Genomic DNA, 26,256 nt, shown 5'->3' on the forward strand with positions numbered 1-26,256 from the left:
AATTACATTGCTTTTAAACTTAGATCCATATTATAAACGGAATGTGTTAATGCTCCTGATGAGATATAATTCACGCCACATTCTGCATAATGACGAATGGTCGTTTCATTAATATTTCCAGATGATTCTGTTAAACTTTGGTTTCCAATCATAGCTACCGCTTTTTTCGTGGTTTCGTAATCAAAATTATCTAATAAAATTCGGTAAACACCTCCAGCATCTAATATCTGTTGCACTTCCACTAAATTTCTGGCTTCAACAATAATTTTTAAATCTTTATTGTTGTCAATTAAATATTGTTTTGTTTTAACAATCGCTTGTGGAATTCCTCCTGCAAAATCAATATGATTATCTTTCAACATAATCATATCATACAAAGCAAAACGGTGATTTTCACCTCCACCAATTTTTACAGCCCATTTTTCTATAGCACGAATTCCAGGAGTGGTTTTTCTGGTGTCTAAAATTTTAGTTTGTGTTCCTTCCAGTAAATCAACAAACATTTTGGTTTTTGTTGCGATGGCGCTCATGCGTTGCATTGAATTCAAAACCAAACGTTCCGCTTTCAAAATCGATTGCGAACTTCCCGAAACGTGAAAAACAACATCACCATGTTTCACTCTTTCACCATCATGGATAAAGGTTTCCACTTTCATGTTTTGATCTACATAATGAAAAATCATTTTGGCAAATTCAACACCCGCTATAATCCCTTCATCTTTAACTAACAACTTCGCTCTTCCTTGTGCAGAAGCTGGAATACAAGCTAACGAACTATGGTCGCCGTCTCCAACATCTTCACGGATAGCATTACTAATGATTAATTCTAATTCTTTTTGAAATTGCGCTTCTGAAATCATGATTTATTAATTGAATTGCTAATGTATGAAATGATTTGAAGTTTAAAAAATATTGAACCTGTAAAAAACAAAAAACTCCCAGATAAATCTGAGAGTTTCTTTATGATTGAATTTTGAATTCGATTAAGACAAAGCTGCTTTTACTTGGTCAGCTGCTTCCTGGAATTGTACTGCAGATAAAATTGGCATACCAGAATTATCGATCAATTCTTTAGCAATTTCTGCATTTGTTCCTTGTAAACGAACGATGATTGGCACTTTAATAGCGTCACCCATGTTTTTGTAAGCATCTACAACACCTTGAGCAACACGATCACAACGAACGATACCACCAAAAATGTTAATTAAAATAGCTTTTACGTTAGGATCTTTTAAGATAATACGGAAAGCTGTTTCAACACGTTTCGCATCAGCAGTTCCTCCTACGTCTAAGAAGTTTGCTGGTTCAAAACCTGCATATTTAATTAAGTCCATAGTAGCCATTGCTAAACCAGCTCCGTTTACCATACAACCTACAGTTCCATCTAAATCAACGTAGTTTAATCCTACTTCTTTAGCTTCTACTTCGATTGGATTTTCTTCTCTAACGTCTCTCATTTCAGCATATTTTGCTTGTCTGAATAAAGCGTTATCGTCGATATTTACTTTAGCATCAACTGCTAAGATTTTATTGTCAGATGTTTTTAATACTGGGTTGATTTCAAACATAGATGAATCAGAACCGATATAGGCTTTGTATAAAGCGTCGATAAATTTTACCATTTCTTTGAAAGCCTCACCCGATAAACCTAAATTGAAAGCAATTTTTCTAGCTTGAAAACCTTGTAAGCCGTAAGCAGGATCAATTTCTTCAGTAAAAATTAAGTGTGGTGTGTGCTCAGCAACCTCTTCGATATCCATTCCACCTTCAGTAGAATACATGATCATGTTGCGTCCTGTTGCTCTGTTTAATAAAACAGAAACATAGAATTCAGAAGTTTCGCTTTCACCAGGATAATAAACATCTTCAGCAATTAAAACTTTGTGAACTGTTTTTCCTTCTGGTGGAGTTTGTGGTGTAATTAACTGCATTCCGATGATTTGCTCAGAAATTTCAGTTACTTGATCTAAGTTTTTAGCTAACTTAACTCCTCCACCTTTTCCTCTACCTCCAGCATGGATTTGTGCTTTAACTACGTACCAACTTGTACCTGTTTCAGCAGTTAATTGTTTTGCTGCAGCTACCGCTTCAACTGGATTATTTGCTACAATTCCACGTTGAACGCGTACTCCATAACTAGCTAGGATTTCTTTACCCTGATATTCGTGTATGTTCATAATTGTTATGCGTTTATCTTATTTTAAAAAGTGATACAAAAATAGCAAAGTAATTTTTAATGGACTAACTTTTTTTCGTTTAATTTGGGAATTTGATATACATAATAGTTACTTATACTATTGCTAAAATTGCTTCAAATGTTATTTTTATAACATTTTGTTATTAATTGTTAATAATTGTTTGAAAATTATTTTTAATACGTAATTCCAATACATTTGCATAAAATATTTAAAATGAAACCTGAAGTTTTACATCAATTAGCTACAGAATTTGGAAGTCCGTTATATGTATATGATGCGGAAAAAATTGCCTTTCAATACAACCGATTACAAAATGCATTTAGCAAAGTAGAGCGTTTTAAGGTGCATTATGCTGTTAAAGCCTTGTCGAATGTTTCTATTTTGATATACTTAAAAAGTTTAGGTTCTGGCTTAGACACGGTTTCTTTACAAGAAGTACAATTGGGATTACATGCTGGTTTTGACCCAAAAGACATTATTTACACTCCAAATGGTGTTTCGATGGAAGAAATTGAAGAAGTGGCAGCTTTAGGTGTTCAAATCAATATTGATAATTTATCGATTTTGGAGCAATTTGGAACAAAACATCCGAATGTTCCGGTTTGTATTCGAATTAATCCACACGTAATGGCAGGAGGAAATGCGAACATTTCGGTGGGACATATTGATAGTAAATTTGGGATTTCAATTCATCAATTACCTCATATTTTGAGAATTATTGAAAACACTAAAATGCACATTAACGGAATTCATATGCATACAGGTTCGGATATTTTAGATGTGGAAGTATTTTTATATGCTGCCGAAATTTTATTCGAAACAGCTAAAAATTTCCCAGCATTAGATTTTATAGATTTTGGAAGCGGATTCAAAGTACCTTACAAAAAAGGCGATATCGAAACAAATGTAGAAGAATTTGGAAGAAAACTAACGAAACGCTTTTTAGCTTTCGAAAAAGAATACGGTCGTCCATTAACTTTAGCTTTTGAACCTGGAAAATTCTTGGTAAGTGAAGCTGGTTATTTCTTGGCAAAAGTAAACGTAGTAAAACAAACTACCTCAACTGTTTTTGCGGGAATTGATTCAGGATTCAATCATTTGATTCGTCCGATGCTATATGGAGCACAACATCATATTGAAAACATTTCCAATCCTAAAGGAAAAGAACGTTACTACTCGGTTGTAGGTTACATCTGTGAAACTGACACTTTTGCTAGCAACCGAAGAATTACTGAAATTCACGAAGGTGATATTTTATGCTTTAGAAACTCAGGTGCTTATTGCTTTTCAATGGCATCTAACTACAACTCACGACTAAAACCAGCCGAAGTGTTATGGAAAGACGGAAAAGGTCATTTAATTCGAGAGCGAGAAACGCTTGATGATATTTTGAGAAATCAAGTGATGATTGAAGTTTAGTTTTTAGTTAATAAGAAAATCCCGGATTAGTTTATTTAATTCGGGATTTTTGATTTATTTAATTTTTTAATACTTCTTGCAAAACTTCACCATTAGAACTATTAGGCATAGTTATTTTCAGCATTTGAGTAACTGTTGGTGCTATTTGTGTGATTTCTTTTCTATCGTGGGTTTGTCCTTTTTTAATATTCCAACCGAAGAAAATTAAGGGAACATGCGTATCATAAGAATAAGGCGAACCATGCGTTGTTCCGGTTGAAGAATATTCTACATAACCTGGTTTGAAAATCATAATGAGTTCTCCGTTTTGTATTGGGTCGTAGCCTTTTGTGATGAAATCTAAATAATAATCACTTGGATTTCCGTTGGTGATTTCTTCTTCGGTGTAAACACGCTTGATGTAATCTTGTTTTTGTAAATAATCTTTAAAGGTTTGTTTTACTTCTTGCAAGTTCAATCCTTTAGATTTTACTTTTGTTTTATCGAAGAACACATTGTAATTGGAATAATCTAATACTAGATTTTCACCATACGTAGCTTGAGAAAATTCCTTTAATTGATTTTCAATATTCTTGAAATTAATATTATCAACTTTGTATTTATTATCTTTCAAATAGGTAACATTTTCCGCTCCAGCGTGATCTGCCGTTAAGAAAACCAAATAATTTCCTTTTCCTACATTTTTATCCAAATAAGTCAAGAAATCGGCAATTGTTTCATCTAATCGCAAATAAGTGTCTTGTAATTCAATAGAGCGAGGACCTAAAACGTGCCCTATATAATCTGTTGAAGAAAAACTAACTGCTAAGAAATCAGTAATATTATCTTTTCCTAAGTTTTCACTTTCTATTGCTTTTTTAGCAAAGTCTACTAATAAATTATTTCCGAACGGAGTTGATCGAAGAATTCCGGCATCATTTGCATCATACATATCTTGTAAATTGTAAGGCATGAATGGAGCTTTTTTAAACAATTTCCCTTCGTATGGATTATTATCGGTTAAGCTTTCGTTGTAGATTTCTTTTGGTTTTAATAAATCCCAACCTTTGGTTACATATTTCAAATAATTTTTCTCAGCATTGAATTGCGTTGCCCAATCTGGAAGTTTTTCTCCGTAATAAGTACTCGAAATAAACGCACCTGTTTTACTATACCAAAAGGCCCAATCCGCAAAATGCCCTGCTGGAAGAATCGCGCCTCTATCTTTGATACTGATTCCGATAACTTTTCCTTTAAAATTGGTTGATAACTTCAATTCATCAGTAATTGTAGAACTCTGAAGATTTCTAGGCGACATTTTACCTTCTTTTTCTGAATCATCCCCCAAAGTTGATACGGTTGCATCATCAGTACAATACATCTCTTTACCTGCAGCTTTGTTGAACCATTCGTTTCCTACAATTCCGTGGACTGCAGGTGTAGTTCCTGTATAAATGGAAGCGTGTCCGGGAGCCGTATATGTTGGCATGTAATTGTAATGTGTATTATGAAAAGTATAACCTTCTTTCATTAATCGTTTAAAACCATTTTGCGAAAAATCATTTGAAAAACGGTATAAGTATTCCATTTTCATTTGGTCTACAACGATTCCTACTACTAATTTAGGTTTGTCTTGTGCCGTAAGTAACATGGAAACAAGAAACACCAATGAGAATAAAGCTTTTTTCATTTTTAATTATTTTATACAAAAATACATTTTAGATGTAAATTCAGTGTTAATAAATAAAAATGACTTTTCATTAAACTAATAAAAAGCCATTTTAAAAAAATTATTTTTTAGTTAATGGATCTTCTTCAAGAACCATATTATAAGCTATTATCATATCTTGATATGTAATGTATAGCTGATTCCTATTACCTTGTTTTTTTCGTGTATAAATAGACAAGACACACTCTAATCCGTTATTATCAACACAATTAAACGTTACCACATCGTCATCACCTTTTGTTTCTTGTTCTCCGTATTTCACAATTGAAAATAATTGAATTACTTCTGAATATACCACGATTCTATGATTTTCCATATCCAGAGTTACAATCATTTCGCTTTTCTGATCTTTAGACCAATCGCTCCAATTTCCTTTTTTATCTTTATTACTCACCATAAAACTCGATGTTTTAAAACGGTATTTTTGAGCATAACTGCTTGTAGAAGCAAAAAATAATAACAATAATAAATATTTAAAAATTTTCATCTTAGTAAAATTAAAATTCAAAGGTAGCTACCTCTTTTCTAGCAACGTTAAATTCGGTAATAATAGTTTCAATAATAGTTTGAACAGGTAATATATCGTGAATTAACCCGGCAATTTGACCAATCTCTAATTCACCTTCCACTAAATCGCCTTCAAACATACCGCGTTTTGCTCTACGTTTTCCTAACAAATTTTCTAAATCTTCTTTTGTCGGACATTTGGCATACAATTCCTGAAGATCGTGGTAGAACTTATTTTTTATCAAACGAACTGGGGCTAACTCTTTCAACGTTAATTGCGTATCGCCTTCGCCAGTTTCTACTATAGTTTTCTTGAATTCATCGTGAGCCGAACTTTCCGTTGAAGCAGCAAAACGGCTCCCCATTTGAACACCATCTGCACCTAATGCCATGGCGGCCAACATACCTCTTCCTGTTGCGATTCCTCCAGCAGCAATCAAAGGAATTGAAATTTTTTCACGCACCATTGGAATTAAAGTTAAAGTTGTGGTTTCTTCTCTACCATTGTGACCTCCTGCTTCAAAACCTTCTGCTACAATGGCATCAACACCTGCTTCTTGTGCTTTTAATGCAAATTTTGAACTGCTTACCACATGCACCACAGTTATACCATTTTCTTTGAGAAATGGAGTCCATGTTTTTGGATTTCCTGCCGATGTAAAAACGATTTTCACGCCTTCTTCTTTCAGAATTTGCATAATTTCTTCAATGTTAGGATACAACATTGGAACATTTACACCAAAAGGTTTATCCGTAGCTTTTTTACATTTTTGAATGTGTTCTCTTAAAACTTCAGGATACATGGAACCTGCACCAATTAATCCAAGACCACCAGCGTTACTCACGGCACTTGCCAATTTATAGCCGCTGTTCCAAATCATACCTCCTTGAATAATAGGATATTGTATATTGAAAAGTTGCGTTATTTTATTCATTTTAATAGTTTAGTGTTGTGTTAATTTTTTTTTTTTTGGGAATTTAAGCGATAACGCCACTTCCTAGGATTTCATCATTTAAATGCCAAGCAACAAATTGTCCTTCAGTAATGGCTGATTGTGGATTTTCAAAAACAACATACATTCCATCTTTAAATTGATGTAAAGTAGCTTTTTGTAAAGGTTGACGATAACGAATTCTCGCCATTACTTCCATTTTTTCTCCTTCTTTCAAGGCTAAATCTTCTCTTATCCAATGAATTTCATCGCTTGCAACAAACAATGCGCTTTTGAATAAACCAGGATGCTGGTTACCTTGACCCGTATAAACGATATTCTTTTCAACATCTGTTTCAATGATGAATAAAGGTTCTTTAGTTCCTCCAACGTTTAACCCTTTTCGTTGTCCTTTGGTAAAATAATGAGCTCCTTGATGCTTACCCACCACTTTTCCAGGTACTTTCAAATAATTAATTTTACGAGCTTCGTATGCAAACACTTCTTCTTCAGAATCAAATTGTGGTTGTTCTTGATTGTAAACTTCGGCATCCGCTGGAATTTCGACAATTATCCCTTCTTTGGGTTGCAATTTTTGCTGTAAAAATTCAGGTAAACGAACTTTACCGATAAAACAAAGCCCTTGTGAATCTTTCTTCTCAGCAGTAATTAAATCTAATTTTGCAGCAATTTCACGAACTTCAGGCTTAGTTAATTCCCCAATTGGAAACAACGCTTTAGAAAGTTGGTCTTGCGATAACTGACATAAAAAATAGGATTGGTCTTTATTTCCATCTTTACCCGCTAATAATTGATAAATTTCTTTACCGTCTTTTTCAATCGCTCCTTTTCTACAATAGTGTCCCGTTGCCACATAATCAGCTCCTAATGACATAGCGATTTTCATGAAAACATCAAATTTTATTTCTCTGTTACACAATACATCAGGATTAGGCGTTCTACCCTTTTCGTATTCGCTGAACATATAATCTACTATTTTCTCTTTATATTGCTCAGACAAATCAACTGTTTGAAAAGGAATACCTAATTTCTCAGCCACTAGTAAAGCATCATTACTATCTTCTAACCAAGGACATTCATTGGAAATAGTTACAGAATCATCATGCCAATTCTTCATGAATAAGCCGATGACTTCATAACCTTGTTCTTTTAATAAATAAGCGGCAACACTCGAATCAACTCCACCTGAAAGTCCTACTACTACTCTTTTCATTTATTCTTGATCTCCTTTTTCTTGTTTTAATTGTTCAAACGTTTTTGAAACTTCTTTAGTATTTCTTTGCTCATACTTAATCAATTCTTGACTAAATTTTTCAGCTTTAACCTGTTTAACGACTTTATTTTTTTCAAAAAATTTCCAAGTTCCAACACGTTTACCATTTGCATAATTCCCTTCGTACATTTTATTACCTAAACCATCATAGTAAGTTGCCACTCCATCAAACTGACCTTTTGTATAGATATGAGCATCTATTAATTCCCCTTTTTCAGAATAGGTTTTTGAAATTCCTTCTTTAACTCCCTGAATATAATTAGTTTCTTCTGCAAGTGTGCCGTCTTTATAAAACACCTTTCTTGCACCACTTAGTTTTCCGTTTTTATAAAACTCATGCGACATTAATTGTGGAGATTCATAATGATAATATTTCCATTCTCCTTCTGGAAGTTTACTTATCAGTTTACCTTCACTTACCTTATTCCCTTTTTGATCATAAAAAATCGCATAACAAGATCCATCTCCTTTTGAAAAATCTCTAGTTGCTATAACAGAAGCGGCTTTAGTATCATCAAAATACTTAAAAACACCTATTTCTTTTCCATGTTCAAATGTACCTTCATAACGAATTCTGTTGGATTCTTTATGGGTACCTCTCCATAAACCGTGACGATTTCCTTTATCATCAAACTGGTTAATTTTATCTTGGGCTTGAACAAAATATACACTTAAAAGTAAAACTACAAAAATTAGCTTTTTCATCATTTTTTTAAATATTGTTTATTTTTTTTAAATTATCAACACATAAAACTCCTTTAAAATCAACTATTATAATAAACAAACCATTGAACAAGAAATAAATATGAGTTAAATCTATAATATAACGTCTTAAATAACTTTTTTATTTGTTTAATCTTCCATAGTTTTGATTAAACAAAAATTAAACACTATGAAAAACTATGCAAAATTAATCAAATTAACATTATTAGTAGTTAGTTCTACGTTAATGTTTTCATGTTCGGATGATGATAGTTCATCAAACAACAATTCAATTACTGACATCGCGTCAGCAAATGCAAACTTTTCAATCTTAGTTGATGCTTTAGGCAGAGCTAATTTATCGTCAACCTTAGATGAAAGTGGATCGTACACCGTTTTTGCCCCAACAAACGATGCTTTTCAAAATTTCTTAAGAGACAAAGGATTTAGCTCTTTAAATGATGTACCGGTTGAAACATTAACGCAAATTCTTTTAAATCATGTAGTAGCAGGAACAAACTTATCTACTAGTCTTCAAACTGGTTACGTTAAAACTTTAGCAAAAGGAAGTGCTTCATCTACTAATACTTTAAGTATGTATATCAATACTGCTTCTGGTGTTCGTTTAAATGGTGTTGCTTCAGTAACAACTGCTGATATTACAGCTTCTAACGGAGTTATTCACGTGGTTGATGCGGTAATTGATTTACCTACAATAGTAACACACGCTACAGCAAACCCAAATTTCAGTACTTTAGTAGGAGCATTAACAAGTTCAGGACAACCAGATTTCGTTGGTATCCTTTCAGGAAATACCAATGCACCTTTTACTGTATTTGCGCCTTCAAACGATGCTTTTGTAAGATTTGAAACACAAAATCCAGGTACTTTAGCTAGCTTAACAGCTGGTCAATTAACCTCTGTTTTAACTTACCATGTTGTAGCTGGAGCTAATGTATTGTCTACAGGAATTCCATCAGGGCCAATTACAACATTTGAAACTGGTACTTTTACCGTAAATGGTACTACTATTACTGACGAAACAGGTAGACAAACAAATATTGTTGCGGTAGATGTACAAGCAGCAAATGGAGTAATACACGTTTTAGATAACGTAATCTTACCAAACTTAAATTAATTCGTTTCTTTAAATAAAATTGCTATGAATAAAACGCTTTCCAATGGAAGGCGTTTTTTTTGTCTATAATCATATTGATTTTATTATTTTAAATGCAAGTATTTTTATGTTTAACGAGCAAAACGAGTAATATACTATCGACTTAGCAATTAAAAACTAATATATAATGATTCAAAGTCAGATAAAAATTGCATAAGTTAAAATAATGAAATGGTTTACATATTCTTATATAACTGAGTTTAATTCCAATTAAAAAGAAACCCTGCCAATCAATGACAGGGTTTGTATTTGTATGAAAATAAAAATTATTTCTTCTTTTGTTGTGCCGCTTTTTGCGCTTCTGCTTGTTCCATCATTTCACGCATCTTTCTTTGAAATTTACTTTCTTTGCGCTCTTTTGTTTTATTTTCTTGAATTTGTGCATGAATTTTATTCTCATCTACAATGTAATTTTTAATTACCAACATAATTCCAATAGTAATTAAATTCGAAATAAAGTAATACAAACTCAATCCTGAAGCGTAATTATTAAAGAAAAACAACATCATTAAAGGTGAAATGTAAATCATAATTTTCATGATTTTACTCATATCTGGCATACCTTCTTGTGGTGGAGCACTCATTGCTTGGTCACCCGTTGTCATTTTCATGTAGAAGAAAATAGCAATCGAAGCTAGAATTGGGAATAAACTCACATGACTTCCGTAAAATGGAATATGGAAAGGCAATTGATAAATACTATCGTAAGATGATAAGTCATCTGCCCATAAGAACGATTTTTGTCTTAAATCGAACATCGATGGGAAAAATTGGAACAACGCATAGAAAACAGGTAATTGCATCAACGCTGGTAAACACCCTGCCATAGGGTTTACACCGGCTTTTGAATACAACTTCATCGTTTCTTGTTGTTTCTTCATCGGATTGTCTTTGAACTTCTCATTCAACTCGGTAATTTCAGGACGTAAAACCTTCATTTTAGCTTGAGATAAATAAGACTTATACGTCACAGGCGACATTACCAAACGAACTAAAATCGTAAACAAAATAATAGCTAAACCATATCCTATACCAATACTTGAAATTACACCAAAAACTGGAATAAAAATGTAACGGTTAATCCAGCCGAAAATTCCCCAACCTAATGGCATGATTTCGTCTAAATTTCTATCATAGTCATTTAAAATTTCATATTTCGCTGGACCATAATACCAATTCATGTTGTAATTTAAAGCACCATTTTTAAATTCCAAAGGAACTTGAGCCGTAAAATTTTTAGTAAATACTGTATCTACTTTTTCATCATCTACTAAATTATCCGACTTTAATTTAGCCGTTTTAAATTTAGTATCTGTTAATAAAATAGAAGTAAATAAATGTTGTTTAAAAGCAATGTATGAAACTTCATTTACCTCATCTTCAGAATCTTTCGCAGCGTTTAAATAATCGTCTTTTCCGTCTTCATATTCAAATACAACCTCGGTATAACGATTTTCATAAGAAACACTTTTCTCATTTCTGTATGATTTTAATTGCCATTCTAAATCTAATGGTTTAGCAGTATTAACTACTTTTTCCAATCCTTGAGAACGGATAGCAAAATCTAACATATATTCGTTAGGTTTTAAAACGTAACGATATTCTAAAAACTGATCTGGACCCGCTTTTAACTGCATCGTTAAAACTTGATTTTTACCTTCAGTAGTTAACTTAGGTTCAAAATACATGTCTTTTGTATGCAACGTTCTACTATCAGTTGTATTTAAAGCAATGTCTAAAGAAGCATTGTTGTCTTTAATAAGTTGAACTGCTTTTTTGGAATTTTTCTCAAATTGATCAAAACCTAAAACAGTAGCTTCAGTGATATAACCTCCTTTATTCGAAATTTTAAGCGATAAAACTTCGTTTTTAATTTCAGTTACAGCATCAGTTGCTGATGGAAGTGTTGCAGAATAGCCAAACGAACCTAATTTTGCTTGCGCCACTGCATTTTTTGTAGAATCTGCTACTGGAGTTGACGCAACTGTTGAAGTTACTGTTTTAACTTCTTTGGCCTGTTTTTCAACTTGCTCTTTTTTTGCTTTTTCCTTTTGTTCTTCTGGAGTTGGAGCGTTTGAGTATAACATCCAAATTAAAATTCCAGAAATCAATACAAATCCGATAATCGAATTAAGGTCTAATTTTTTTTCTTCCATCTAATATTAGTGTTCAGTGTTCAGTTTTAAGTATTCAGTACTTTGTGAACGGTTTATTTATTCTTGTGTTGCACAGCTGCCGCTACAAAACTCACAAAAAGTGGGTGTGGATTAGCGACTGTACTTTTATATTCAGGATGGTATTGAACGCCGATAAAGAAAGGATGTGTAGGAATTTCAACAATTTCTACCAACTTCGTATCTGGATTTACTCCTGAAGCTACTAATCCTGCTTTTTCTAATTCGTTTAAATACGCACCATTGAATTCGTAACGGTGACGGTGGCGCTCCATAATCTCGGTTTTACCATAGATTTTTTGTGCCAACGTATTTTCTTTGATACTACATTTCCATACGCCCAAACGCATAGTTCCTCCTTTGTTTTCAATATTTTTTTGCTCTTCCATTAAATTAATTACTGGATGAGCTGTACTTTCATTCATTTCGGTTGAATTGGCATCCGCATAACCTAAAATGTTACGTGAATATTCGATAACCGCCATTTGCATTCCTAAACAAATTCCGAAAAACGGAATGTTATTTTCTCTTGCATAACGAACCGTGTCAATTTTACCTTCAATTCCACGACCGCCAAAACCTGGTGCAACAAGTATACCATCTAAATCTTTCAACTGACTTTCTGCCGAATTGGCATCTAAATACTCCGAATGAATCGAAATGACATTTACTTTTGTCTCGTTTGCCGCTCCAGCATGAATAAACGCCTCTAAAATTGATTTGTAAGAATCTTGTAATTCTACATATTTTCCAACCAAACCGATGTTTACTTCGTGCTTTGGATTTTTCAATCTAAATAAGAACTCGTTCCAGTTGGTTAAATCTGGTGTATTTTTTTCTGGCAAATCTAATTTTTTCAATGCAACTCTATCCAATCCTTCTTCCAACATTAAATTTGGAACCTCATAAATAGTAGACGCATCAATCGATTGAATTACCGCTTCTTTTTTCACATTGCAGAACAACGCTAATTTCTGACGTAAATCTTGCGATAATTCGTGTTCTGTACGACACACTAAAATATCAGCTTTGATTCCGCTTTCCATTAAGGTTTTTACTGAATGTTGGGTTGGTTTCGTTTTTAATTCACCAGCAGCAGCCAAATAAGGCACTAACGTTAAATGAATTACGATTCCGTTATTTTCACCTAATTCCCAAATCAATTGTCTAACTGACTCGATGTACGGTAATGATTCAATATCTCCAACAGTTCCACCAATCTCCGTAATCACAATATCATAATCACCCGATTTTCCAAGCAGCTGCATGCGCTCCTTGATTTCGTTTGTGATATGAGGCACCACTTGAACCGTTTTTCCTAAAAATTCTCCTCTACGCTCTTTTTCAATAACCGAAAGATACACTCTTCCTGTAGTTACGTTGTTCGCTTGAGAGGTAGGAACGTTTAAAAAACGCTCGTAGTGACCTAAATCCAAATCCGTTTCGGCTCCATCGTCTGTTACATAACATTCTCCGTGTTCGTAAGGATTTAATGTTCCTGGGTCTACGTTGATGTATGGGTCAAACTTTTGAATGGTCGTTCGATATCCTCTGGCTTGCAATAATTTGGCTAACGAAGCTGCGATAATTCCTTTTCCTAATGAAGAAGTCACACCTCCGGTAACAAAAATGTACTTAGTTTGGTTCATTGTGTTGTTGTTGTGTTGTTGTTGCGATAAATATCTTTTATCTGTAATAAAATCGTGCAAAGATAGGTTATAAAATTAGAATTCAGAAATTAGAATTTAGAAATTTTATACCGATTTACACAAAGTTAATAAAGATCAATTTATGTCTTCAAAAATCACTTTTTTGGAAAGTTTCTGCGGATGTTTCGAACGAGTTCTTCTAAGCCGTTTAGCTTGAGTTCATGGACCAATTTTAATTGTTCGCCTAATTGCCCTTTTGGGAAACCTTTATTGGCATACCAAACAACATAATACTCCGGAAGGTCGATTAAGTAATAGCCTTCGTATTTACCAAAGGGCATTTTGGTATGTGCGAGTTTGATGAACTCAATCTTATCTTTTTCCAAGTTGATATTTTTGTTCAAAGTTGATGCAAAAGATCTATTAACTTTTTAGACTCTGGATTGTTAAAATATTTTTCAAAATCATAAACTAAAGAATCATCTTCTTCATAAGGAAATGATTTATTATATTGATAATACGTTTTAAATTCAGTATTTCTTTCATTTGCTAAATCAGAAACTTTTGAAATTGAAACATTTAAAGTTTCCCCAGGGTTAATATCAATAAAAATATTTCGCTTTTTATAAGTATTTACTTTGTATTCTTTAATTGAATCATCTAGTAAAAAAGCTTGAATTGATTGTTTAAGACTATCTAAATTAATTTTAATAATGTCCTTATTTTGATTATTTCTAACGTAACCCATTGAATCCACCAAAACTTCTTTAACAGGTAAATTAACCCCTTCAAGAGTTTTTGTAAATTTCATAATCGAAATTTGATACTTTTCAGTACTTTGAGCATTAACACAACTACTTAAAAATAACAAAATGAATATTGATATACAATAAAACTTATTCATTATATGAATTCCAATTAAAAGTTACTTCTTTAATTATATCTGGATGTAAACTATAAAAAACAGGACAAGTCATGGCTGTTCTTTCCAAAATAGTTTTTGTTTTTTCGTCGGGGTTGATGGAGAAATGGAAAGTTACGTGAATTTCTGTAATTCTTCTTGGTTCAGTTCCCATGATTTTGGTTACTTCTGCTGTTGAACCTGAGAAATCTACGTCTAAATCGCGAGCTTTGATTCCCATAACGGTGAACATGCAACTGGCTAATCCATTGGCAACAGTGTCGGTTGGAGAAAAAGCTTCTCCTTTTCCGTTGTTGTCTAGCGGTGCATCCGAAATAATTTCAGAACCCGATTGTAAATGTATCGAAGAGGTGCGTAAATCGCCTAAATAAGTTACTTTTGAAGTGGCCATTATTGAGCTTGTTTAATTGTTAAATCACTATCATAATACAACAAATACGTTGCGTTATTGGTAATCATACCATTGTTAGAATTGTAGTCAAATGCGTTTTCTACATATTCCGTTTTAGTTGTTGCAGCCGATTTTGCAAAACCTTCTGGCTGACAAATACGCAACATGGCATCAAAAGTAATATCAAAACCTTTTTTGGCTGCAGCATTTGGATAAATATTGTTTATTTTCTTGAATTGTAGCTCAAAAATCCTTTCTTCCGGAGTCTCTGCAACCTTGGTTGCGGAAGGAAATAACAATTTTAAATCGGTTAAATTTTTCATTGGAATTTCCTGAAAATTTAAGGCATCATACAATTCTAAAACCGCTAATTGAATATCGTATTCTTTTTGTAATCCTTTTAAGATTTTAGTAATGTTCAAAATAGTACTCGCCTTTTCTATTTCTAAAAGTACAAAATTTTTCTGACCTTTAACCAATTGAGATTTCAAAAGTGCCACATCTAACGCGCCTTTATCATTAAAAGCGGCATGTTTTACGGCAGGATAATTCTTGGTGATGAATTCCTTCGAAGTTGTTTTCTTAGCACTTATAATTGCCACTACATTTCCATTTTTTGCCTTAAAATAATTGAACATTGAAGCTTTTAATAAATCTTCCGACGGAACGGCATAATACAAGTTATTCATGGGCAATCCACGTTCTTTAGATAAGGGAGAAATTACGGGAACATTATATTTTGATAGCAATTGCGCCGTTGTTTCTACTGTTGAGTTCTGAAATGGTCCAATCACCACGTCTACCTCTTCAAAATTGTTTTTTGAAATAACAGAAGCTACATTCGAAGCATTTTTTGAACTTTCAACATCGTAAACCTTGACGTCTATTGGTAAACCTAACACCTTTGCCGAGTCTATCGCCATAAGTGCTCCAGCATAAAAATCTAAAGTTAGGTTTAAGAATTTATTCGTTTTTAAGTGTTCTGATCTTGTTTTTAAAGAATCCGTTTCCATTTTATTGATATTGAAAGGCAATAACAAAACCATACTTTTCTGTTCTGTAAAATCTACTGAAGCAAGTAAATTAGTTTTGTTTTTAGGCGCTAATACAGAATCTTTAACTTTAACATTAGCATTAGGGATAGAAGGCACTTTCAGAATCATTCCAATCTTTACTCCCTCTAGCAAATCTGGATTTAACTTGATTAGATCTTCTTGACTGATGTTAAATTTCTTAGTTAAACTGTATAATGTTTCTTTAGGTTGCACTTCATATTCAGACAGTGCTGTCTTAGTAGCAATCTTAGGCTTAGTATCAGACACAAAAGTAGATAAAGACTTTTCCTGAGTAGATGAAGGTTTGGAAACAAAAATCTGTTGTCCTTTTTTTAAACCTCCTTCTAAAGCAGATTTGTTCCATTGCTCTAAATCTGATACGGTTACGTTATATTTTTTGGCGATTCCGTAGAGCGTTTCTTTCTCTCCTACTTCATGAACTATCGCTTTCCCAGTTGATGGTTTTGGAATTAATAAAGTCGTATTTTCTTTCAGCGCTTCTTTTGCATCTGGATTCAAACGATAAATATCGTAAGGCGTTACTTCATATTTTTTTGCAATTTGAAAAACCGTTTCTCCTTTGGCTACAACATGTTGAATTTGTGCCTGAAGCTGAAACGTAATAACTTGAAAGAAAGAAATAAGAAATACAATTCTTCTCATCATAAACCTAAACATTTTAAAATAAAAAAATCAATAGCAATTGATATTGTAAAAATAGAACAAAAATAATTGCTATTGAAATTTATGTATTGAATTAAAATTAATTTATTCCCATTCAATCGTTGCAGGTGGTTTAGAGCTGATGTCATACACCACGCGGTTTACCCCTCTAACGTTGTTTATAATTTCATTAGAAATTTTCATTAAAAACTCATAGGGTAAATGTACCCAATCGGCCGTCATACCATCGGTAGATTCCACCGCACGTAAAGCCACTACTTTCTCATAAGTACGCTCATCTCCCATTACACCTACACTATTCACCGGTAGTAAAATGGCACCTGCTTGCCAAACTTTATCGTACAATCCGTGTTCTTTTAATCCGTTAATAAAAATAGCATCTACTTCTTGTAAAATAGCTACTTTTTCTGGTGTAATATCGCCTAAAATACGAATCGCTAATCCTGGTCCGGGGAACGGATGACGGCCTAATAATTCTTCGTCAATTCCTAAGCTTCTTCCTACTCTACGAACCTCATCTTTGAATAACATTCGTAAAGGTTCCACTACTTGCAATTTCATGAAATCTGGCAATCCACCTACATTATGATGCGATTTAATCGTTGCCGAAGGTCCGCCCGTTGCTGATACTGATTCAATTACATCAGGGTAAATGGTACCTTGACCTAACCATTTTACATCAGTTAATTGGTTGGCTTCATCATCAAAAACTTCAATAAAAACACGACCAATTGCCTTACGTTTTGCTTCTGGATCATCTAACCCTGCTAACGCATCCAAAAAGCGTGCCGAAGCATCTACTCCTTTTACATTTAAGCCCATTCCTTTGTACTGATTGAGTACATTTTGGAATTCGTTTTTACGTAATAATCCGTTGTTTACGAAAATACAATATAAGTTTTCACCGATAGCTTTATTCAACAAAACGGCTGCTACGGTTGAATCAACACCACCCGAAAGTCCTAAAACTACTTTATCAGTTCCAATCTTAGCTTTCATTTCGGCTACAATTTCTTCAACGAAAGCATTAGGTGTAAAAGTTTGTGGCACTTTGGCAATTTTTACTAAGAAGTTTTCCAACATTTGTTTTCCATCTGTAGAATGATAAACTTCTGGATGAAATTGGATGGCATAAGTGGTTTCGCCTTCAATTTTATAAGCTGCGTTTTCTACATCTTTTGTACTAGCAATCTTTACTCCATTTGTTGGTAATTTCTTGATAGAATCGGAATGCGACATCCAAACTTGACTGTTAGGACTTACACCTTCTAAAAACACTTCGTCTTCTTTAATGTAAGACAAATTTGCTCTTCCGTATTCTCTTGTGTTAGAAGCGGCTACTTCTCCACCTGAAAAATGCGCTAAATATTGTGCTCCGTAACAAACGGCTAACACAGGTAATTTCCCTCTTATTTGAGATAAATCAGGATGTAAAGCGTTTTCAGAACGAACCGAAAACGGACTCCCGCCTAAGATTACAGCTTTGTATGATGATAAATCTGCTGGGATTTTATCGAATGGAAAAATCTCACAGAAAATGTTTAATTCTCTTACTCTTCGGGCAATTAATTGGGTGTATTGCGAACCGAAATCTAAAATTAATACGTTGTGTTGCATTTTATTGTTGTTGTGTTGTAAATTTTAATTTCATTAAAAACAGAAAGACAAGTCATGACTTGTCTCTACAGATTAATATTCAAACGTTCCGTATTCGGATGTAATTGTTAATTTCTTACTATCTGATTTTTCCACTCTTCCTACGATTTGTGCTTCGATATGGAATGATTTTGAAATTTCGATAATGTCTTGTGCTACTTCTGCAGGAACATATAATTCCATGCGATGACCACAATTGAAAACTTGGTACATTTCTTTCCAATCGGTTTTGGATTGTTCACGAATTAATTGGAACAAGGGTGGTACTGGAAATAAATTATCTTTAATCACGTGTACGTTGTCTACGAAGTGAAGCACTTTTGTTTGTGCACCACCAGAACAGTGTACCATTCCGTGAATTTGATTGGAATTGTATTTTGATAAAATCTTTTTGATCACTGGAGCGTATGTTCTCGTTGGAGAAAGTACTAATTTTCCAGCGTCAATTGGACTATTTTCAACTTTATCTGTTAATTTGGTCTGACCTGAATACACCAATTCATTTGGAACTGAAGCATCAAAACTTTCTGGATATTTCTCTGCCAAATATTTCGCAAAAACATCATGACGAGCCGAAGTTAAGCCGTTGCTTCCCATTCCACCGTTATACTCTTTTTCGTAAGTAGCTTGACCGAATGAAGCAAAACCTACAATGACATCTCCTGCTTGAATGTTTGCATTGTCTATTACATCCGCACGTTTCATGCGAGCTGTAACAGTTGAATCTACAATAATAGTTCGCACTAAATCGCCCACATCTGCAGTTTCACCTCCAGTGGAATAAATGGTAACTCCGTGATTTTTTAACTCTGAAATCAATTCTTCTGTTCCGTTGATGATGGCCGAAATAACTTCGCCTGGAATTAAATTTTTATTCCTTCCAATAGTGGATGAAAGTAGAATATTATCAGTTGCTCCAACACATAATAAATCATCGATATTCATGATCAGGGCATCTTGAGCAATTCCTTTCCAAACCGAAATATCGCCTGTTTCTTTCCAATATAGGTAGGCTAAGGAAGATTTTGTTCCTGCGCCATCGGCATGCATAATGATGCAATATTGGTCGTCATTAGTTAAATAATCGGGAATGATTTTACAAAATGCTTGAGGAAATAAGCCTTTGTCGATATTTTTGATAGCTTGGTGCACATCTTCTTTAGAGGCCGAAACTCCTCTTAAATTGTAGCGTTTGCTCGTATCAGAACTCATGAATGTAGTGTGTTGTTGTTGTGGCGCAAAGATAGTTCTAAAATTTAGAATTTAGAAATATGAATTAGAATTTGTTACAATTTTACAACATGAATATTTTCAACCCACTCAGATAGATTGTTGGGAAACAAAATATTCTCAATATTATAAGTTGTGAAACATTCTCCAGCTAGTGCAGAAACATCATAAGTAACACTAATTTCATCCGTTTGAGAAGTGGTTGTATTATTTAATTTTACTAAAAGAGTGTTTCCAGAAAGATTAGAAACAGGAGGAAAAACTTGTATCACATTTAAATTCTCTATGAATCGAATTGAAATGGCAACCTCATTAGCATCTTCTACCACTACTTGTTGTGCCGTGTAAGTACCATTTTGAAACACATTTTCACCTGAAGTGGCATCGATAATTTCTATGAAAAAGGAAGCAGGCGTTGGTTGGTTACCTTCGTCGCAACCATCATTACAACTCGTTAAGGAAATTGATATCGCTAAACAAAATAAAATTAAAACGTTTTTCATTACTTCTTACTTAAAATTTCTATTTCTACTCTTCTGTTGGCTGCAGCTTTTTCAGGAGTTTCTTCGGGAATGGGATATATAGGTTGGGTAACACCAAATCCTTTTGTTTGAATGCGGTATTGTTGAATTCCGTTAAAAACTAAAAATCGTTTGATTTGCTTTGCTCTGTCTAAAGATAAATTTCTATAATCTTTATCGATACAACAAATATGGCCTTGAATTTCGATTTTTAAATTTGGATTGTTTTGCATAACAAACAACAAATCATAAAGTGCTCCTTGAGATTCGGGCACAGTAGCAAAAGTATTTTGATAAAAGTTGATGTTTTTCAATAGGATTTTTGTCCCTACTTTGGCTAATTTTACTTTTTCAGCTAGTGGCGCATCATCCGGAATTACCACTTCTGGTTCTTCATTTTTGATTCCTAGAACTTCGTTTTCTTTATCTAAATCTTTTTCTAAAAGGTAATGAATAATGGCTTTACGATTTTCTGCTTTGTTAGAAGAAGTGGCGCCTTTTTCACCCAAAGAAATACTTTTAAAATCGGGTCTGATGTTTACTTTTCCTTTGATTTGGTTGTAGATAAAACTTACTCTTTTTTGCGATAAGGTATCATTATAGCCCGAGCTTCCCACCTCATCTGTAGAACCTGTGATGGAAAGAATTTTTGAAGTGCTATTTTCAGCAATCCATTTTTGAAGTTTGGCTGCTTCAGTTTTATTCAATTCAAACTTGTTGTTATCAAAATAAAAAACGGCTTCTTCCTGCGAAAAAATAAAATGTACACAAAAAAATAGCAACAGAGTAATATATCGTTTCATCCTTTCTTTTTTACGAAGTAACAACAAATTTAGTACATATAAAAGTGTGCCAAAGTTATTTTCTATATTTTGAATTTTAACATCGTGCCTATAAGGTATTGTTATTTTAAGAAATGCTTTAGCATAGCGACTAAATATTTATTTACTAAGTGATAAAAAGTAGTTTATAAGCAATAATTTATTAATTTCTGTACAGAAATTAATAAATTTCCCTAGGGCAATAATACAATTGCCCTAGGGAAAATATATAAAAGCCCTAGGGCAATTTAAATTTTAATGGGCAAAAACTAAAATTAGTACGGTATTAAATTCCTAAAAAACTACTATTTAGTTTAATTCATTAACTAAAAAAAATAAACCACTCCTCTTTCGTATGAATTTTTTAATTATATTTGATTAACAAATAAAAAACTCTGCAACTTTCGCTAATCTTGCCATTAGGGTATGCAAGTAGTCTGAAAGCTTCGTATATAAACAAGTTGTAGCACATTTAAACAAAATGCAGAAATCCATAACAATCATATTTCTTCTTATTTTTAATCTGACCTTTGGACAAGATAAAGTTGACCCAACAGAATCGCTCATTTCAGAACTTAAAACGGAACTGAACAAAAAAAATATAACGAACTTTTTTGTTGTAAAACGGATTACATATGGAACTGCATATATTTTCGATTTAGACGACCCAAATTCATGCAATCCAAATGGAATTTACTTTACAATGTATGCGTTTTGGAAAGATGGAAAAGATGATTATGTGAAAAAATTTGATAATTGTGGAGGATTTAATACATTAAAATTATCCGATTCAAAAATTTCGGAATTCTATGTGAAAAATTCGGAAAGCTTAAAATCCGACGAAGTAAAATCGTATCAAATAAAACCCGACAGTATTGCAAATGGAAAAATATATAAAAGTACTTATTATCAGAATCATCAACCTCAAAGATTTTTTTGGTTTTATATAAATTCCGATGAATTTAAAAATCATTTTAACAAACATAATTTGACAACGGAAAAAGAAAAACCTAACTTAAACTATGAATCAAATAATGTACTTTCCATTGTGAAACTTAATGCTATTTGTGAAAAAATAATTGACGATTTGGATAGTAAAGCTATGTTTAATCGACTAAAATAAAAACGTGCTACAACAACGGTTTGCTTCAATGGCTACTTCCGGATTTTCCTACGGAAAATCCGCTGCTGAATGGAATGTTTTGTTATATTTGTAATGGCTTGGTGTTGGATTTACGCCACTGAGAGCAAGCCGCAGAACGTTAGCAGCCATTTACCAACAAAACGCAAAAAATGACTAAAAAAGATTGGATAGAATTAGAAATTGGAAGAATATACAATATCGAAAGAAGTATATTCGAAAAAGTGTTTAAGAAAAACAATCAAAAATATGTTTTAACATTATTCAATAAAAATGATAAAACACAGAAAATGCAAATTTTAACTGGTAAAACTGAAAGTCAAATATTAGCAATGGCAATTGAAAACATTGAACCTCCAGTCCAAACAATGGAAATTTTATTCAAAAATGTAATTCGAGAATTTGAACTTAAATTAGAATATGTTTTGATTAATGAGTTAAGTGAAGATGGCTATTATAAATCCATTGCTAAATATTGTGGAAAAGAGAAATGCAAAGAATTTCAAGCTAGAACAGTTGACTTAATTACTTTATGCTTAAGACATAGCAGTCCAATTTATATTGAAAAAGAGATATTTGAAAAAATCAGATATTAAATAACATAAAACGGCTGCTAACAGGCGTTTGGCAAGATTGCGAATTTTGTGGTAAATTCACGTTTACATTTCGCAAGAAATTTTATCTTTAACAGAAAATAATCGGTTCCGAAGTTCGCAACCTCGCCAAGCGCCTGAACGTTAGCAGCAAGCGTAAACGAAAAACATACAACATAATGTTATTAGAAAATTTTCAGAATTCATTTGAAAAACAAAAAAAATCAAAAAAACAATTTAACAAAATTCTTTGTTTAGCCGTAATCTGTGTTTCTTTTTTCTTAATATACTCGGTGTTTGTAAATAACAAATCTAAAGGTTTACTATTTCTAGCTTTCTGGCTAATGATTCTAGGAACTTACGGATTATTTGAATTGAGAAAACACTATAAATTAACTTACTTTGAAAATGATTTTTCAGAGAAAGAAAATATTGAAAATGTAATTTCTGTTATTAAAAATATAGCAAAAGATAGTTACATTCAGAATGAAAACACATTTAGCTTTATTTATCAAAAAAGTTGGTGGAGAATAGATTACAAAGTAACAATTTTTGCGAGTGAAAACTTAATTGCAATAAATGCGGAAGGTCGAGGTTCTTCTGATAGTGGCTTCATAGATTTTGGAGCCTCAAAAAAAACAGAACGAAGTATTATTGATTTACTAATTAAAAACGCCAGCTGCTAACAAGCGTTTGTCAAGATTGCGAATTTTGTTGTAAATACACGTTTATTTCTCGCAAGAAATTTTATCTTTAACAGAAAATAATCGGTTCCGAAGCTCGCAACCTCGCCAAGCGCCGGAACGTTAGGCGCAAGTAAACCCAAAAATGATGAAAAAAATCATTATAGCAATAATATGCTTTATCAATCTTAGTTTTATAAATATTGGAATGGACTATTCCATTGAAGCTAATGTTAAAACAAATTGCCAAGATAATTTTCCTTCAGGACTGTCATTTTTCTTTGAGCAAGTTGGAGGTTATGGAGATAAAAGTATGGTTTCCCAAGTGGAAAGAATTCTCAATATTGATTTATCAACATTTCAAGAATATGATTTTATTGATAACGAGGAATCTTCTGAAAAATATTGGAAAAACATTACGAAATTCGAATCCGTAATTGACAAATTCATTTCAAAAATTAAAGCTAATCCAAAGTACTATCAAAAAATAAAATACAATCCGATAAAACTTGGAGTCGATTTCTCATCTGATCTAAACGAGATGAAAAAAATCGAACAAAAGCAAAAAGAATATGAAAATCATCCGATGTATGGCTACCCAAATGACAATAAATATTTAAGTTCGAAAGCTATACTCAAAGATTTAGAAACTTTGAAAAATATACTGAAGTGTTATAAAAAAAGTGGTGCTACTAAAATAAAGCTGAATTACGATTAAAATTACCAGCGCCTAACAGCGGTTTTGTGAAATGGCGGGGCTTGGTGTGTAATTGGAGGAGCCAGTGCTTGCACTTCTCTCCAACTTTTGAGCTTTTTTCTTTCAAACTTTTCGGTATATTTGTAAACATCAGTGACAAAAATCCGCCACTTCACAAAGCCGGCGGGACGTTAGCAGTAATGCAACCGCAAGTCGGAGAATCTAATAAATTATTATGAACATACGATTGTTTTTTCTTTTAGTTATTATTGAATCGCTTTTTGTGGTTGTTGGATTTTTTGGACTTATTTTATTTTTCTTTCTTTATTTTGGTTCTGGCGCTGGAGCGACCTCTGATAAAGCTATGTTAACGGAAAATATTGCGTTTGGAATTCTATTTTCGACACCATTGCTTTTTGGAATTTTTAAATTCATAACTGTAACAGAAAAATTAAAAGCCAAAAGTTATTTATACTCAGGTTTGCTCGTGACAATAGTTAGCGGAATATATTTTGGACTGAATATTTAATAGCGCTTCTTCTAATAACTATAAGTGGACGGAATACATCAATAAAATTGAAACAAAACTGAAATGAAATTTAACTTTGTCAAACCTACTTTAATTTCTTGCGCCATTGGATTTTTTATTCCTGGTTTTACTGCAATTTTATTTTTTTTGTTTCAACTATTGACTGACAATATCGGCATTGATTGTAGCACTTCTTGGAAATCAATATGGCTCATAACAAGTCTTATTTCTGTCGCGTTGCCATATTTTTTCATAGAAAATATTAAGAAAACTAAAAATCCAACTTTGACAAAACTGACATTATTTAACTTTATCGAATATATTAGTCTACAAGCCTGTTTAGCTCAATTTTTTACTAACTCAAAAACAATATGTTATGGTTCTAGTGGACAAAATGGAATTGAACTCGTATTTACTGCTTGGATTGCTTTACCTATTTTGGTTTTTATAAGTTTTGTATTTAAATATAAATTGGAAAATTACACTGAATAAATGCACTACTGCTAACAGCCGCTAAGGCGGATTTGGGTTTGGTTGCTTATGGAAAGTTGGTTTTGTGTTTGGAATGTTGGTTTTTAACTCCGATATTTGGCGTATACTAATCCCAAACCGCGCCCTAGCGGCAAGACGTTAGCCGTCACTTTGGAAAAACGAAATCTTAAATGGAAATGAAATATATTAAGTTTAAACTTCCAGAAAATATCTCAGAACCTCCAAAAGATGGGATTCTAAAAAAATTGTTTTTTAATTTACTCGGAAATGTTTTATCTAAAATAATTCCAAAAGCAAATCCTGATTTTGAAAAATATATAGATGATGTTGAATATTGGATTCTGGAATGTGAAACTGAAAGTGGAATTCCAATAAGAGAAATAGGAATCGATAAAAATGAAAAGGTAATTCTAAAAATGCCTTTTAAAAATGATTACGGTTATTGGATAGACAACTATTTTCTATTGAATGATTTTGTAAATAAATTCAATGCTGTAGAAATTGAAAAAAAAGATTTTGAAGCAAACTGGGAAAAAATAAACTAAAAGAAGATAAAAGCGAACGGCTAATTGAGTAGACTGCCCTGCCAGAAACTGACAGGGAGAGCCTCTCACACCACCGTACGTACGGTTCTCGTATACGGCGGTTTCCCGAAAATACGGGACAGGCTCCAAGCGATGTGTTGAGAAGTTTAAAAGGACACTATCCTAAAAAGTGTGTAAGTTAAAAATAATGGGGTTTGACTTTTTACTTAAAGTTGAACCCTTTTTTCAAATATAGTTAAGAACTGATTGAGGATTAATCCCCAATTTTGGATTGGCATTGACCATTTTTTGGTTGCTTCTCTCAGAGCAAAATATACGGATTTTAAAACAGCATCATCCGTTGGGAACGATAATTTATTTTTGGTGTACTTTCTAATCTTACCGTTAAGATTCTCGATTAAATTAGTGGTATAAATTATTTTTCTAATTTCTATTGGGAATTCAAAAAACACGGTGAGTTCTTCCCAATTTTCTTCCCAAGATTTTACTGCATAAGGATATTTATGATTCCATTTATTGGCAAAATCTTCTAATGC

27 protein-coding genes are annotated in these 26,256 nt (G+C 32.9%); 9 read left to right on the forward strand and 18 right to left on the reverse strand.

Going from position 1 to position 26,256, the window contains the following annotated elements; translation table 11 throughout:
• Nucleotides 1–2: 2 nt before the first annotated feature.
• On the reverse strand, nucleotides 3–860 hold the full coding sequence (gene nadC / locus NAT47_RS06855) for a carboxylating nicotinate-nucleotide diphosphorylase (protein WP_250581609.1): 858 nt from the start codon (nucleotides 858–860) through the stop codon (nucleotides 3–5).
• A 123-nt stretch (nucleotides 861–983) separates the two neighbouring features.
• The gene (gene sucC / locus NAT47_RS06860; RefSeq protein ID WP_026726609.1) at nucleotides 984–2,177 is read right to left on the reverse strand and encodes an ADP-forming succinate--CoA ligase subunit beta; all 1,194 of its coding nucleotides are present in this window, start codon (nucleotides 2,175–2,177) and stop codon (nucleotides 984–986) included.
• A gap of 234 nt (nucleotides 2,178–2,411) precedes the next feature.
• Here sucC and lysA point away from each other — a divergent pair, with 234 nt between their 5' ends.
• The gene (gene lysA, locus NAT47_RS06865; RefSeq protein WP_250581612.1) at nucleotides 2,412–3,617 is read left to right on the forward strand and encodes a diaminopimelate decarboxylase; all 1,206 of its coding nucleotides are present in this window, start codon (nucleotides 2,412–2,414) and stop codon (nucleotides 3,615–3,617) included.
• A gap of 58 nt (nucleotides 3,618–3,675) precedes the next feature.
• Here lysA and pafA read toward each other — a convergent pair whose 3' ends face one another.
• The 5 genes from pafA to NAT47_RS06890 all read right to left on the reverse strand — a co-directional run bounded on the left by pafA (nucleotide 3,676) and on the right by NAT47_RS06890 (nucleotide 8,763).
• On the reverse strand, nucleotides 3,676–5,286 hold the full coding sequence (pafA, locus tag NAT47_RS06870; protein ID WP_250581614.1) for an alkaline phosphatase PafA: 1,611 nt from the start codon (nucleotides 5,284–5,286) through the stop codon (nucleotides 3,676–3,678).
• Between the two features lie 100 nt (nucleotides 5,287–5,386).
• Complete coding sequence (locus NAT47_RS06875) at nucleotides 5,387–5,812, reverse strand: hypothetical protein (RefSeq protein WP_250581616.1); 426 nt, start codon at nucleotides 5,810–5,812, stop codon at nucleotides 5,387–5,389.
• A 10-nt stretch (nucleotides 5,813–5,822) separates the two neighbouring features.
• A complete protein-coding gene (locus tag NAT47_RS06880; RefSeq protein ID WP_250581619.1) occupies nucleotides 5,823–6,767 on the reverse strand; it encodes an NAD(P)H-dependent flavin oxidoreductase in 945 nt (314 codons plus the stop codon).
• 43 nt (nucleotides 6,768–6,810) lie between these two features.
• Complete coding sequence (gene mnmA / locus NAT47_RS06885; RefSeq protein ID WP_250581620.1) at nucleotides 6,811–7,998, reverse strand: tRNA 2-thiouridine(34) synthase MnmA; 1,188 nt, start codon at nucleotides 7,996–7,998, stop codon at nucleotides 6,811–6,813.
• Nucleotides 7,999–8,763, reverse strand: a complete 765-nt coding sequence (locus NAT47_RS06890) for a toxin-antitoxin system YwqK family antitoxin (protein ID WP_250581622.1) — start codon at nucleotides 8,761–8,763, stop codon at nucleotides 7,999–8,001.
• A 187-nt stretch (nucleotides 8,764–8,950) separates the two neighbouring features.
• Between NAT47_RS06890 and NAT47_RS06895 the strand changes: the two genes are divergently transcribed.
• Complete coding sequence (locus NAT47_RS06895; protein WP_250581624.1) at nucleotides 8,951–9,898, forward strand: fasciclin domain-containing protein; 948 nt, start codon at nucleotides 8,951–8,953, stop codon at nucleotides 9,896–9,898.
• 305 nt (nucleotides 9,899–10,203) lie between these two features.
• On the opposite strand, the gene yidC is transcribed toward NAT47_RS06895, so the two are convergent.
• The 10 genes from yidC to NAT47_RS06945 form a co-directional block, all read right to left on the reverse strand.
• Nucleotides 10,204–12,093: a membrane protein insertase YidC gene (yidC, locus tag NAT47_RS06900; protein WP_250581625.1), complete on the reverse strand. Its 1,890-nt coding sequence runs from the start codon at nucleotides 12,091–12,093 to the stop codon at nucleotides 10,204–10,206.
• Nucleotides 12,094–12,146: 53 nt separating this feature from the next.
• On the reverse strand, nucleotides 12,147–13,760 hold the full coding sequence (locus tag NAT47_RS06905) for a CTP synthase (protein ID WP_250581627.1): 1,614 nt from the start codon (nucleotides 13,758–13,760) through the stop codon (nucleotides 12,147–12,149).
• 155 nt (nucleotides 13,761–13,915) lie between these two features.
• Nucleotides 13,916–14,146, reverse strand: a complete 231-nt coding sequence (locus NAT47_RS06910; RefSeq protein WP_250581628.1) for a DUF3820 family protein — start codon at nucleotides 14,144–14,146, stop codon at nucleotides 13,916–13,918.
• Between the two features lie 14 nt (nucleotides 14,147–14,160).
• Nucleotides 14,161–14,571, reverse strand: a complete 411-nt coding sequence (locus tag NAT47_RS06915; protein WP_250581629.1) for a hypothetical protein — start codon at nucleotides 14,569–14,571, stop codon at nucleotides 14,161–14,163.
• Nucleotides 14,572–14,656: 85 nt separating this feature from the next.
• Entirely contained in the window at nucleotides 14,657–15,073 is a 417-nt protein-coding gene (locus tag NAT47_RS06920) for an OsmC family protein (protein ID WP_250581631.1), read from the reverse strand.
• Nucleotides 15,073–16,791 carry a LysM peptidoglycan-binding domain-containing protein gene (locus NAT47_RS06925; protein WP_250581632.1) on the reverse strand — a complete coding sequence of 573 codons (1,719 nt, stop codon included), beginning with the start codon at nucleotides 16,789–16,791 and terminating at the stop codon, nucleotides 15,073–15,075. The genes NAT47_RS06920 and NAT47_RS06925 overlap by 1 nt, the downstream gene beginning before the upstream one ends.
• Before the next feature lie 105 nt (nucleotides 16,792–16,896).
• The gene (gene guaA / locus NAT47_RS06930; RefSeq protein WP_250581633.1) at nucleotides 16,897–18,429 is read right to left on the reverse strand and encodes a glutamine-hydrolyzing GMP synthase; all 1,533 of its coding nucleotides are present in this window, start codon (nucleotides 18,427–18,429) and stop codon (nucleotides 16,897–16,899) included.
• A gap of 72 nt (nucleotides 18,430–18,501) precedes the next feature.
• A complete protein-coding gene (locus tag NAT47_RS06935; RefSeq protein WP_250581634.1) occupies nucleotides 18,502–19,680 on the reverse strand; it encodes an AIR synthase related protein in 1,179 nt (392 codons plus the stop codon).
• A 74-nt stretch (nucleotides 19,681–19,754) separates the two neighbouring features.
• On the reverse strand, nucleotides 19,755–20,201 hold the full coding sequence (locus NAT47_RS06940) for a hypothetical protein (protein WP_250581635.1): 447 nt from the start codon (nucleotides 20,199–20,201) through the stop codon (nucleotides 19,755–19,757).
• A complete protein-coding gene (locus tag NAT47_RS06945; RefSeq protein WP_250581636.1) occupies nucleotides 20,201–21,022 on the reverse strand; it encodes an OmpA family protein in 822 nt (273 codons plus the stop codon). The genes NAT47_RS06940 and NAT47_RS06945 overlap by 1 nt, the downstream gene beginning before the upstream one ends.
• A gap of 499 nt (nucleotides 21,023–21,521) precedes the next feature.
• Between NAT47_RS06945 and NAT47_RS06950 the strand changes: the two genes are divergently transcribed.
• The 7 genes from NAT47_RS06950 (at nucleotide 21,522) to NAT47_RS06980 (ending at nucleotide 25,720) form a co-directional block, all read left to right on the forward strand.
• On the forward strand, nucleotides 21,522–22,163 hold the full coding sequence (locus NAT47_RS06950) for a hypothetical protein (protein WP_250581638.1): 642 nt from the start codon (nucleotides 21,522–21,524) through the stop codon (nucleotides 22,161–22,163).
• Nucleotides 22,164–22,333: 170 nt separating this feature from the next.
• A complete protein-coding gene (locus NAT47_RS06955; RefSeq protein ID WP_250581639.1) occupies nucleotides 22,334–22,777 on the forward strand; it encodes a bifunctional nuclease family protein in 444 nt (147 codons plus the stop codon).
• A gap of 341 nt (nucleotides 22,778–23,118) precedes the next feature.
• Complete coding sequence (locus NAT47_RS06960) at nucleotides 23,119–23,460, forward strand: hypothetical protein (RefSeq protein WP_250581641.1); 342 nt, start codon at nucleotides 23,119–23,121, stop codon at nucleotides 23,458–23,460.
• Nucleotides 23,461–23,605: 145 nt separating this feature from the next.
• Nucleotides 23,606–24,175, forward strand: a complete 570-nt coding sequence (locus NAT47_RS06965; protein ID WP_250581642.1) for a hypothetical protein — start codon at nucleotides 23,606–23,608, stop codon at nucleotides 24,173–24,175.
• Nucleotides 24,176–24,389: 214 nt separating this feature from the next.
• Nucleotides 24,390–24,683, forward strand: a complete 294-nt coding sequence (locus NAT47_RS06970; protein ID WP_250581644.1) for a hypothetical protein — start codon at nucleotides 24,390–24,392, stop codon at nucleotides 24,681–24,683.
• Nucleotides 24,684–24,746: 63 nt separating this feature from the next.
• Nucleotides 24,747–25,175 carry a hypothetical protein gene (locus NAT47_RS06975; protein WP_250581646.1) on the forward strand — a complete coding sequence of 143 codons (429 nt, stop codon included), beginning with the start codon at nucleotides 24,747–24,749 and terminating at the stop codon, nucleotides 25,173–25,175.
• A 176-nt stretch (nucleotides 25,176–25,351) separates the two neighbouring features.
• Nucleotides 25,352–25,720, forward strand: a complete 369-nt coding sequence (locus tag NAT47_RS06980; protein ID WP_250581647.1) for a hypothetical protein — start codon at nucleotides 25,352–25,354, stop codon at nucleotides 25,718–25,720.
• Between the two features lie 206 nt (nucleotides 25,721–25,926).
• On the opposite strand, the gene NAT47_RS06985 is transcribed toward NAT47_RS06980, so the two are convergent.
• A partial coding sequence (locus tag NAT47_RS06985) for a transposase (RefSeq protein WP_250581650.1) occupies nucleotides 25,927–26,256 on the reverse strand: 330 nt, incomplete at its 5' end.

The sequence above is a fragment of the Flavobacterium fragile genome (assembly GCF_023634865.1).
Taxonomy (GTDB): Bacteria; Bacteroidota; Bacteroidia; order Flavobacteriales; family Flavobacteriaceae; genus Flavobacterium; species Flavobacterium fragile.

Coding starts and splice junctions, on each gene's coding strand:
- NAT47_RS06915 (WP_250581629.1), bottom strand. CDS start 14,571: ATGAAATTTACAAAAACTCTTGAAGGGGTTAATTTACCTGTTAAAGAA.
- nadC (WP_250581609.1), bottom strand. CDS start 860: ATGATTTCAGAAGCGCAATTTCAAAAAGAATTAGAATTAATCATTAGT.
- NAT47_RS06890 (WP_250581622.1), bottom strand. CDS start 8,763: ATGAAAAAGCTAATTTTTGTAGTTTTACTTTTAAGTGTATATTTTGTT.
- lysA (WP_250581612.1), top strand. CDS start 2,412: ATGAAACCTGAAGTTTTACATCAATTAGCTACAGAATTTGGAAGTCCG.
- NAT47_RS06955 (WP_250581639.1), top strand. CDS start 22,334: ATGACTAAAAAAGATTGGATAGAATTAGAAATTGGAAGAATATACAAT.
- NAT47_RS06980 (WP_250581647.1), top strand. CDS start 25,352: ATGAAATATATTAAGTTTAAACTTCCAGAAAATATCTCAGAACCTCCA.
- pafA (WP_250581614.1), bottom strand. CDS start 5,286: ATGAAAAAAGCTTTATTCTCATTGGTGTTTCTTGTTTCCATGTTACTT.
- NAT47_RS06960 (WP_250581641.1), top strand. CDS start 23,119: ATGATTCTAGGAACTTACGGATTATTTGAATTGAGAAAACACTATAAA.
- mnmA (WP_250581620.1), bottom strand. CDS start 7,998: ATGAAAAGAGTAGTAGTAGGACTTTCAGGTGGAGTTGATTCGAGTGTT.
- sucC (WP_026726609.1), bottom strand. CDS start 2,177: ATGAACATACACGAATATCAGGGTAAAGAAATCCTAGCTAGTTATGGA.
- NAT47_RS06940 (WP_250581635.1), bottom strand. CDS start 20,201: ATGAAAAACGTTTTAATTTTATTTTGTTTAGCGATATCAATTTCCTTA.
- NAT47_RS06905 (WP_250581627.1), bottom strand. CDS start 13,760: ATGAACCAAACTAAGTACATTTTTGTTACCGGAGGTGTGACTTCTTCA.
- NAT47_RS06975 (WP_250581646.1), top strand. CDS start 24,747: ATGAAATTTAACTTTGTCAAACCTACTTTAATTTCTTGCGCCATTGGA.
- NAT47_RS06935 (WP_250581634.1), bottom strand. CDS start 19,680: ATGAGTTCTGATACGAGCAAACGCTACAATTTAAGAGGAGTTTCGGCC.
- guaA (WP_250581633.1), bottom strand. CDS start 18,429: ATGCAACACAACGTATTAATTTTAGATTTCGGTTCGCAATACACCCAA.
- yidC (WP_250581625.1), bottom strand. CDS start 12,093: ATGGAAGAAAAAAAATTAGACCTTAATTCGATTATCGGATTTGTATTG.
- NAT47_RS06880 (WP_250581619.1), bottom strand. CDS start 6,767: ATGAATAAAATAACGCAACTTTTCAATATACAATATCCTATTATTCAA.
- NAT47_RS06970 (WP_250581644.1), top strand. CDS start 24,390: ATGAACATACGATTGTTTTTTCTTTTAGTTATTATTGAATCGCTTTTT.
- NAT47_RS06965 (WP_250581642.1), top strand. CDS start 23,606: ATGAAAAAAATCATTATAGCAATAATATGCTTTATCAATCTTAGTTTT.
- NAT47_RS06945 (WP_250581636.1), bottom strand. CDS start 21,022: ATGAAACGATATATTACTCTGTTGCTATTTTTTTGTGTACATTTTATT.
- NAT47_RS06895 (WP_250581624.1), top strand. CDS start 8,951: ATGAAAAACTATGCAAAATTAATCAAATTAACATTATTAGTAGTTAGT.
- NAT47_RS06950 (WP_250581638.1), top strand. CDS start 21,522: ATGCAGAAATCCATAACAATCATATTTCTTCTTATTTTTAATCTGACC.
- NAT47_RS06920 (WP_250581631.1), bottom strand. CDS start 15,073: ATGGCCACTTCAAAAGTAACTTATTTAGGCGATTTACGCACCTCTTCG.
- NAT47_RS06925 (WP_250581632.1), bottom strand. CDS start 16,791: ATGAGAAGAATTGTATTTCTTATTTCTTTCTTTCAAGTTATTACGTTT.
- NAT47_RS06875 (WP_250581616.1), bottom strand. CDS start 5,812: ATGAAAATTTTTAAATATTTATTATTGTTATTATTTTTTGCTTCTACA.